The sequence below is a fragment of the Hymenobacter defluvii genome (assembly GCF_017589435.1).
Classification (GTDB): Bacteria; Bacteroidota; Bacteroidia; order Cytophagales; family Hymenobacteraceae; genus Hymenobacter; species Hymenobacter profundi.
The window spans coordinates 1-7,074 of sequence record NZ_JAGETX010000041.1; the positions used below are offsets into that span (position 1 = coordinate 1).

General features: G+C 49.5%; 14 protein-coding genes and 2 pseudogenes. All 16 read left to right on the forward strand.

The features are described 5' to 3' along the window. Positions 1–268 (forward strand): annotated as a pseudogene (locus tag J4D97_RS22410) (hypothetical protein); the annotation flags it as partial. Between the two features lie 6 nt (positions 269–274). Beyond that, positions 275–913 (forward strand): 50S ribosomal protein L4, encoded by a 639-nt coding sequence (gene rplD, locus J4D97_RS22415; RefSeq protein ID WP_185281364.1) that lies wholly within the window; start codon positions 275–277, stop codon positions 911–913. Continuing rightward, positions 913–1,200 carry a 50S ribosomal protein L23 gene (gene rplW, locus J4D97_RS22420; protein ID WP_185281363.1) on the forward strand — a complete coding sequence of 96 codons (288 nt, stop codon included), beginning with the start codon at positions 913–915 and terminating at the stop codon, positions 1,198–1,200. The genes rplD and rplW overlap by 1 nt, the downstream gene beginning before the upstream one ends. A 30-nt stretch (positions 1,201–1,230) precedes the next feature. After that, a complete protein-coding gene (rplB, locus tag J4D97_RS22425) occupies positions 1,231–2,058 on the forward strand; it encodes a 50S ribosomal protein L2 (protein ID WP_185281362.1) in 828 nt (275 codons plus the stop codon). 3 nt (positions 2,059–2,061) lie between these two features. Beyond that, a complete protein-coding gene (gene rpsS / locus J4D97_RS22430; protein WP_208309541.1) occupies positions 2,062–2,340 on the forward strand; it encodes a 30S ribosomal protein S19 in 279 nt (92 codons plus the stop codon). Position 2,341: 1 nt separating this feature from the next. After that, positions 2,342–2,809, forward strand: a complete 468-nt coding sequence (gene rplV / locus J4D97_RS22435; RefSeq protein ID WP_208309542.1) for a 50S ribosomal protein L22 — start codon at positions 2,342–2,344, stop codon at positions 2,807–2,809. A 5-nt stretch (positions 2,810–2,814) separates the two neighbouring features. After that, entirely contained in the window at positions 2,815–3,660 is an 846-nt protein-coding gene (gene rpsC / locus J4D97_RS22440; RefSeq protein WP_185281359.1) for a 30S ribosomal protein S3, read from the forward strand. Positions 3,661–3,699: 39 nt separating this feature from the next. Beyond that, positions 3,700–4,122 (forward strand): 50S ribosomal protein L16, encoded by a 423-nt coding sequence (gene rplP / locus J4D97_RS22445; RefSeq protein ID WP_185281358.1) that lies wholly within the window; start codon positions 3,700–3,702, stop codon positions 4,120–4,122. 6 nt (positions 4,123–4,128) lie between these two features. Beyond that, entirely contained in the window at positions 4,129–4,341 is a 213-nt protein-coding gene (gene rpmC, locus J4D97_RS22450; RefSeq protein ID WP_185281357.1) for a 50S ribosomal protein L29, read from the forward strand. Positions 4,342–4,344: 3 nt separating this feature from the next. Then, the gene (gene rpsQ, locus J4D97_RS22455; protein ID WP_208309543.1) at positions 4,345–4,638 is read left to right on the forward strand and encodes a 30S ribosomal protein S17; all 294 of its coding nucleotides are present in this window, start codon (positions 4,345–4,347) and stop codon (positions 4,636–4,638) included. A 1-nt stretch (position 4,639) separates the two neighbouring features. Then, the gene (rplN, locus tag J4D97_RS22460) at positions 4,640–5,008 is read left to right on the forward strand and encodes a 50S ribosomal protein L14 (RefSeq protein ID WP_185281355.1); all 369 of its coding nucleotides are present in this window, start codon (positions 4,640–4,642) and stop codon (positions 5,006–5,008) included. Between the two features lie 3 nt (positions 5,009–5,011). Continuing rightward, positions 5,012–5,247: pseudogene (gene rplX / locus J4D97_RS22465) on the forward strand (50S ribosomal protein L24); the annotation flags it as partial. A 42-nt stretch (positions 5,248–5,289) separates the two neighbouring features. Further along, on the forward strand, positions 5,290–5,844 hold the full coding sequence (gene rplE, locus J4D97_RS22470; RefSeq protein WP_208309544.1) for a 50S ribosomal protein L5: 555 nt from the start codon (positions 5,290–5,292) through the stop codon (positions 5,842–5,844). Continuing rightward, a complete protein-coding gene (rpsN, locus tag J4D97_RS22475; RefSeq protein ID WP_187320299.1) occupies positions 5,844–6,113 on the forward strand; it encodes a 30S ribosomal protein S14 in 270 nt (89 codons plus the stop codon). The genes rplE and rpsN overlap by 1 nt, the downstream gene beginning before the upstream one ends. Positions 6,114–6,293: 180 nt before the next feature. Continuing rightward, a complete protein-coding gene (gene rpsH, locus J4D97_RS22480) occupies positions 6,294–6,692 on the forward strand; it encodes a 30S ribosomal protein S8 (RefSeq protein ID WP_185281352.1) in 399 nt (132 codons plus the stop codon). An 18-nt stretch (positions 6,693–6,710) separates the two neighbouring features. After that, positions 6,711–7,074 (forward strand): 50S ribosomal protein L6 (locus tag J4D97_RS22485; RefSeq protein ID WP_208309545.1); only part of this gene is annotated, 364 nt, incomplete at its 3' end.

Here is a 7,074-nt window from a genome sequence, read left to right on the forward strand (position 1 = left end):
AGTGGAACCTGGCCGCCGACCCCAGCAACGGCCCGCATACGCCCGGTGGCTGTACCACCTGCCTGCCGGCCGTCACCCCGGTTCCATCGGTGCCTGCTCTTGGCCTTCTCGCGTTTTCAAAGGAATGCGCATGGGTGGCCGTATGGGTAACGACCGTGTGAAAGTGCAGAACCTGAAGGTGATGCGCATCGTGGCCGACAAAAACCTGATTGTGGTGAGCGGCTCGATTCCCGGCGCGAAGAACTCTTACGTAGTCCTGGAAAAATAACGCGAGATGGAACTGTCAGTATATAACATTAAAGGCGAAGACACTGGTCGCAAAGTGACCCTGTCGGACGCTATTTTCGGTCTTGAGCCGAATGAGCACGTCATGTATCTCGACGTGAAGCAGTACTTGGCTAACCAACGTCAGGGAACGCATAAAGCGAAGCAGCGCAACGAAGTAAGTGGCACGACCAAGAAGCTGAAGAAGCAGAAGGGTACGGGCGGTGCTCGCGCTGGTAGCATGAAGTCGCCTGTATTCATCGGTGGTGGCCGTGTTTTCGGTCCACAGCCACGCGATTACGGCTTCAAACTTAACAAGAAAACCAAACGTCTAGCTCGTCTGTCTGCTCTCAGCTCACTGGCGAAAGATGGCAAAATTTCTCTTGTAGAGAATATCACGCTGTCGGCTCCGAAGACGAAAGATTTCGCGAACATCTTGGCTGGTCTGAAGCTGGATAACGGCAAGAAGACCTTGTTAGTAACTGGTGAAGTTGATAAGAACGTTGTTCTGTCGGCTCGCAATCTTCAGAAAGTAAGCGTAGCTACTCCAGTAGCTTTAAATACACACGACTTACTGAATACTGACACCCTGCTGTTGTCAGAAGATGGTCTGAAGTCTTTAGAACAACTTTACACCTCTGCTGAATAATGAGCACGCTGAAAAAACCGGTTGTAACCGAAAAGGCTACTAGCCTGAACGAAAAAGGCCAGTACGTGTTTGAAGTGACCCGTACGGCTAACAAGGTTCAAATCAAGAAGGACATCGAGCAATTTTACGGCGTGACGGTTACGGGCATTAGCACCATCCGCACGAATGGTAAAGTAAAATCGAAGTTCACGAAAGGCGGTGCCGTAAGCGGCCGTCGTCCTCATGGCAAAAAGGCTATTGTAACGGTGAAAGAAGGCGACGTAATCGACTTCTACAGCGGTATCTAAGCCTTCTGATCGAGCAAACCAGCTATAGTAATGGCACTCAAAAAACTAAGACCAACATCACCGGGTCAGCGCTTCCGCATCGCCCCGGCATTCGACGAGATTACGACGTCGACGCCGGAGAAGTCGCTGTTGGCACCCCTCAAAAACTCTGGTGGCCGTAACAATTCGGGTAAGATGTCGAACCGCTATATTGGCGGTGGACACAAAGCGAAGTATCGTGTTATCGACTTCAAACGTGACAAAGCTGGTGTTCCAGCCACGGTGAAGACGATTGAGTACGATCCGAACCGCACTGCCCGTATCGCACTCGTAAACTACGCTGACGGTGAAAAGCGCTATATTATCGCGCCCGCCGGTTTGACAGTAGGTGCTACGATTGTTTCGGGCCCTGGTGTAGCACCTGAAGTAGGCAACACGCTCCCTCTGCGTGAAATGCCACTCGGTACAATTGTACACAACATCGAACTGATGCCTGGTAACGGTGCTGCTATGGCTCGTTCAGCAGGTACTTACGCGCAGCTGGTAGCTCGCGAAGACAAATATGCTACTTTGAAATTGCCCTCTGGTGAAATGCGCATGGTACTGGTTACCTGCATGGCTACAGTAGGCACTGTTTCAAATGGCGACCACATGAATGTGCGTCTTGGCAAGGCTGGTCGTAACCGTTGGTTAGGCCGTCGTCCCCGCGTTCGTGGTGTAGCTATGAACCCTGTCGATCACCCAATGGGTGGTGGTGAAGGCAAGTCGTCGGGTGGTCACCCACGCAGCCGTAACGGTATCTTCTCAAAAGGACAGAAGACCCGTAACAAGAACAAGTACTCCGAGCAGCTCATCGTTAACCGTAAAGGCAAGAAATAACCAATGGCACGTTCGCTAAAAAAAGGGCCGTACATTGACTTTCGGCTCGAGAAGAAAGTAACGGCAATGGATGAAGCCGGTAAGAAATCAGTGGTGAAGACTTGGTCACGCCGCTCTATGATTTCTCCGGATTTCGTTCGCCACACATTCGCCGTACACAACGGCAATAAATTTATTCCGGTATACGTCACCGAAAACATGGTCGGTCATAAGCTCGGTGAGTTTGCGCCTACGCGTAACTTCCGTGGCCACGTAGCCAAGAAAGATAAAGGCAAGCGCTAAAATGGAAGCAGTAGCTAAACTCCGTAATGTGCCTACCTCGCCGCGCAAAATGCGCTTGGTAGCCGACATGGTTCGTGGTCAGAAAGTGACTCGTGCCTTAGGCCTGCTGAAGTTTGAAGCTAATTCGGGCGCCGCAAAAATCGAAAAATTGCTCTTGTCAGCTCTAGCTAACTGGCAGCAAAAGAACGAAGACGAGCGTATTGAAGATGCTAATCTTTATATCAAGACAATCTTCGTTGATGAAGGTCGCCAGTTGAAGCGTCTACGTCCTGCCCCTCAAGGTCGCGGTCACCGTATTCGTAAGCGTAGCAACCACGTAACGTTGATTATTGATACGAAAGTTGAGCCTTTAGGCAGTAAAGCTGCCGCTAAGCAGGCTGCTGAAACGACTGGTAATGCGGGTGACGTAAAAGCTACCCGTCGTTCGTCTAAGAAATCGACCGCAAATCAAGCTGAGGCTACCGCATAAGCACTATGGGACAGAAAGTAAATCCAACCGGCTTCCGTCTGGGAGTCATCAAAGGATGGGACTCGAACTGGTACGGCGGTAAAGATTTTGCCGACAAGCTGGTTGAGGACGAGAAAATCCGTAAATATATTCTTGCTCGTATCCCGAAAGGCGGTATTTCCCGCATCGTAATCGAGCGTACGCTGAAGCGTATTACTATTACAATTAATACGGCTCGTCCGGGTGTTGTAATTGGTAAAGGTGGTCAAGAGGTTGATAAGATCAAGGACGAGCTGAAGCAAATCACCAGCAAAGACGTTCAAATCAACATCTTCGAAATTAAGCGTCCTGAGCTTGATGCGAAATTGGTAGGAGAAAGCATTGCACAGCAATTGCAGGCTCGTATCTCTTTCCGTCGCGCCATGAAGATGTCTATCCAAGCCGCTATGCGGGTTGGTGCTGAAGGCATCAAAATTCAATGTGGTGGTCGTTTAGGTGGCGCTGAAATTGCTCGCTCTGAGCAGTACAAAGAAGGTCGTACGCCTTTGCACACTTTGCGTGCAGACATCGATTACGCTTTGTCAGAAGCTCAAACGGTTTACGGTAAGATTGGCATCAAAGTGTGGATCATGCGTGGCGAAGTTTTCGGCAAGCCCGATTTGTCACCTAACCAACAGCCAACTAACCCTGGTAATGGTGAAAGCCGCAACGACCGTGGTCCACGTGGTGACCGTGGTGACCGTGGCCCACGTCGTGAACGTGGCGACCGTAATGACCGTGGCGGTGAAAACCGTGGTGGCCAAGGCGGTAACCGTCGTGGAGGCCAGGCCGGTGGAAACCGTGGTGGTCAGGGTGGCGGCCCTCGTCGCTAGACCCTTTTTCTCATCTCGAATCTTTTTTTCGTATAACTCATGTTACAGCCGAAAAGAACTAAGTATCGGAAGATGCAGAAAGGTCGCATCCACGGCCTCGCCCATCGCGGCAGCACTATCGATTTCGGTTCATTCGCTATCAAGTCTTTAGAACAGGCTTGGATTACGGCACGCCAGATTGAGGCTGCTCGTATTGCTATGACCCGCGCAATGAAGCGTGAAGGTCAGGTTTGGATTCGTATTTTCCCTGATAAGCCTATTACGAAGAAGCCTGCTGAGGTACGTATGGGTAAGGGTAAAGGCTCACCTGAATATTGGGTAGCTGTAGTTAAACCCGGCACCATCATGTTCGAATCGGACGGGGTGTCACTAGAAGTAGCGCAGGAGTCGCTGCGTCTGGCCGCGCAGAAGCTGCCGGTTAAGACTAAGTTTGTTGTTCGTCGCGACTACGTAGAAAGCTAAGACAAGATGAAGAACGCAGATATCCGCGCCCTTTCGCTGGAAGAGCTGAAAGAGCAAATCAAAACCGAACAGACCAACGGGCAGTCATTGCGCTTTGCGCATGCTATCTCTCCTTTGGAAAACCCGGTTCGCCTGAAGCACAGCCGCAAAAACGTAGCCCGTCTGCTGACGGAGCTGACCCGTCGCGAGAACGAGCAGGCTAACCAAACTGCTAAATAAACGATGGAAAGCAACGCAGCACAGCAGCCGGTAGACGGCGCACCTGAGCGCAATATGCGCAAGGAAATCATCGGGCGCGTTTCCAGCTCCAAGATGGACAAGTCCATTACGGTAGTTGTGGAAATTAAACAGAAGCACCCGATCTATGGTAAGTTTGTGTCCAAGACCACTAAGTTCATGGCACACGATGAAAACAACGAATGTGGTGAAGGGGACACGGTTCGCATTATGTCGACCCGTCCGCTTAGCAAGAACAAGCGTTGGAGATTGGTAGAAATTCTAGAGCGCGCTAAGTAAGATGATCCAGCAAGAATCCCGTCTGACCGTCGCCGATAATAGCGGCGCTAAAGAAGTGCTCTGCATCCGTGTCTTAGGTGGTACGGGTAAAAAATATGCTAGCGTTGGCGACAAGATCGTAGTAGCTATTAAGTCAGCTATTCCTTCTGGCAACGCAAAAAAAGGCACTGTATCCAAGGCAGTAGTGGTACGCACAAAGAAAGAGATACGTCGCAAGGACGGTTCGTATATTCGCTTTGATGACAATGCTGCTGTATTGCTCAATAATAATAATGAGCCTCGTGGCACCCGCATCTTCGGCCCCGTGGCCCGCGAACTGCGTGAGAAGCAGTTTATGAAGATTGTTTCACTGGCTCCTGAAGTTCTCTAAGCAATGGCAACGAAAACGAAAGCAAAGCCTGTTAAACTGCACGTTAAAACCGGTGATACCGTCAAGGTGATTGCTGGTGATGAGCGCGGCAAAACCGGTGTGATTAAATCGGTGAACCGTTCTACGCAACGTGTAATCGTTGAAGGCCTAAATTTGGTAACTAAGCATAATAAGCCTAGTGCAAAAATCCTCAAGGGGGTATTACCAAAATTGAGGCACCGATTCACGTGAGCAACGTGCAGCCAATTGCAACGACAAACGCCTAATTTGGCTTTACGACAATGGCTCGACTCAAAGAAAAATATCAAGCAGAAGTAGTACCCGCGCTCCAGGAGAAATTCCAATTCAAGAGCATTATGCAGGTGCCACGTATCACTAAAATCTGCATTAACCGCGGTATTGGCGCAGCAGTAGCTGACAAGAAGCTAGTAGATAACGGTGTGGAAGAGCTGACGACTATTGCTGGTCAGAAAGCAGTACCTACTATCGCGAAGCGTTCAGTTTCTAACTTTAAACTCCGCGAGGGAATGCCTATTGGTGCTCGCGTAACCCTGCGTGGTGAGCGGATGTATGAATTCCTGGACCGTCTGTTGACTGTTGCACTACCCCGCGTACGTGACTTCAAAGGTATTAATGACAAAGGCTTCGATGGCCGCGGTAATTATACCTTGGGCATAAAGGAGCAAATCATTTTTCCTGAAATCTCTATTGATAAGATCAAATCGATTTCAGGTATGGATATCACCTTCGTAACGACAGCTGAAAATGATGAGCAGAGCTATGAGCTGCTCAAAGCTTTCGGTATGCCGTTTACAAACGCCAAGAAACAAAGCTAATGGCTAAAGAATCCGCAAAAGCAAGAGCGCGTAAGCGCATCGCCACTGTTGCTCGCTACGCTGAGAAACGTGCTGCCCTTAAAGCTGCTGGCGATTACGAAGGGCTAGATAAGCTTCCCCGTGATGCTTCTCCTGTTCGTTTACATAACCGGGATATGATTGACGGCCGTCCGCGTGGCTACATGCGGAAATTTGGCATCAGTCGTGTTCGCTTCCGCGAAATGGCTCTCGCTGGTAAAATCCCCGGCGTAACCAAATCGAGCTGGTAAATAGAAAGGCTGGGTAGTTTTATAGCTATCCAGCCTTCTTTGCCTAAGAAACCTTTGGCCGAGCCCAGACAGCCGAGCCAAGCAGTCTTAACTTGAAAATTTCAAAGTTGCCTTGAGCAATGGTGAAATTTTCTTATCTTTGCGGCTCTCTAAAAAACAGGGACTCGCTCTAATAGTCAAATGAATACAGATCCAATTGCCGACTACCTGACCCGGTTGCGCAATGCCATTAAGGCAAACCACCGGGTAGTAGAGATTCCGGCCAGCAACATCAAAAAGGAGATTACGAAGGTACTCTACCATAAAGGGTATATTCAGAGCTACCGTTTTGATGATTCGTCGGTGCAGGGTACGATTAAAATCGCTCTGAAATATAACCCAACTACCAAGCAACCTGCAATTACTAAGTTGCAGCGCGTAAGCACGCCAGGTCTAAGGACTTATGCACACGTAGAGAATTTGCCTCGTGTGTTGAGCGGTTTGGGTATTGCTATTCTGTCGACCTCGAAAGGTGTAATGACAGAAAAAGAAGCTAAGAACGAGAATGTGGGCGGCGAGGTGCTGTGCTACGTTTACTAACCGAAAGGAGCCGAGACTATGTCACGTATTGGTAAACTGCCTATTAGCCTGCCCACTGGTGTTCAGGTTGATGTAAACAACGAAAACCAGGTAACCGTGAAAGGCCCAAAAGGCACACTGGTAACACCGGTTGATCAAGATATTACGGTTTCTACTGTTGATGGCCAATTGGTCGTAGAGCGTCCCACCGAGCAGAAGCGTCACAAAGCGTTGCACGGTTTGTATCGCTCACTCATTAACAACGCTATCCAAGGTGTTAGCAACGGGTTTGAAGAGAAGCTAGAACTGGTAGGTGTTGGTTACAAAGCCACTGTTGCTGGTAATACGCTAGAACTCGCCTTGGGATATTCGCACAATATTTTCTTGGCTTCGCCAAAAGAAG

What these genes read in the sequence shown, in the direction of transcription:
- rplD (WP_185281364.1), top strand. Translation starts at nt 275, where the DNA reads ATGGAACTGTCAGTATATAACATTAAAGGCGAAGACACTGGTCGCAAA.
- rplW (WP_185281363.1), top strand. Translation starts at nt 913, where the DNA reads ATGAGCACGCTGAAAAAACCGGTTGTAACCGAAAAGGCTACTAGCCTG.
- rplB (WP_185281362.1), top strand. Translation starts at nt 1,231, where the DNA reads ATGGCACTCAAAAAACTAAGACCAACATCACCGGGTCAGCGCTTCCGC.
- rpsS (WP_208309541.1), top strand. Translation starts at nt 2,062, where the DNA reads ATGGCACGTTCGCTAAAAAAAGGGCCGTACATTGACTTTCGGCTCGAG.
- rplV (WP_208309542.1), top strand. Translation starts at nt 2,342, where the DNA reads ATGGAAGCAGTAGCTAAACTCCGTAATGTGCCTACCTCGCCGCGCAAA.
- rpsC (WP_185281359.1), top strand. Translation starts at nt 2,815, where the DNA reads ATGGGACAGAAAGTAAATCCAACCGGCTTCCGTCTGGGAGTCATCAAA.
- rplP (WP_185281358.1), top strand. Translation starts at nt 3,700, where the DNA reads ATGTTACAGCCGAAAAGAACTAAGTATCGGAAGATGCAGAAAGGTCGC.
- rpmC (WP_185281357.1), top strand. Translation starts at nt 4,129, where the DNA reads ATGAAGAACGCAGATATCCGCGCCCTTTCGCTGGAAGAGCTGAAAGAG.
- rpsQ (WP_208309543.1), top strand. Translation starts at nt 4,345, where the DNA reads ATGGAAAGCAACGCAGCACAGCAGCCGGTAGACGGCGCACCTGAGCGC.
- rplN (WP_185281355.1), top strand. Translation starts at nt 4,640, where the DNA reads ATGATCCAGCAAGAATCCCGTCTGACCGTCGCCGATAATAGCGGCGCT.
- rplE (WP_208309544.1), top strand. Translation starts at nt 5,290, where the DNA reads ATGGCTCGACTCAAAGAAAAATATCAAGCAGAAGTAGTACCCGCGCTC.
- rpsN (WP_187320299.1), top strand. Translation starts at nt 5,844, where the DNA reads ATGGCTAAAGAATCCGCAAAAGCAAGAGCGCGTAAGCGCATCGCCACT.
- rpsH (WP_185281352.1), top strand. Translation starts at nt 6,294, where the DNA reads ATGAATACAGATCCAATTGCCGACTACCTGACCCGGTTGCGCAATGCC.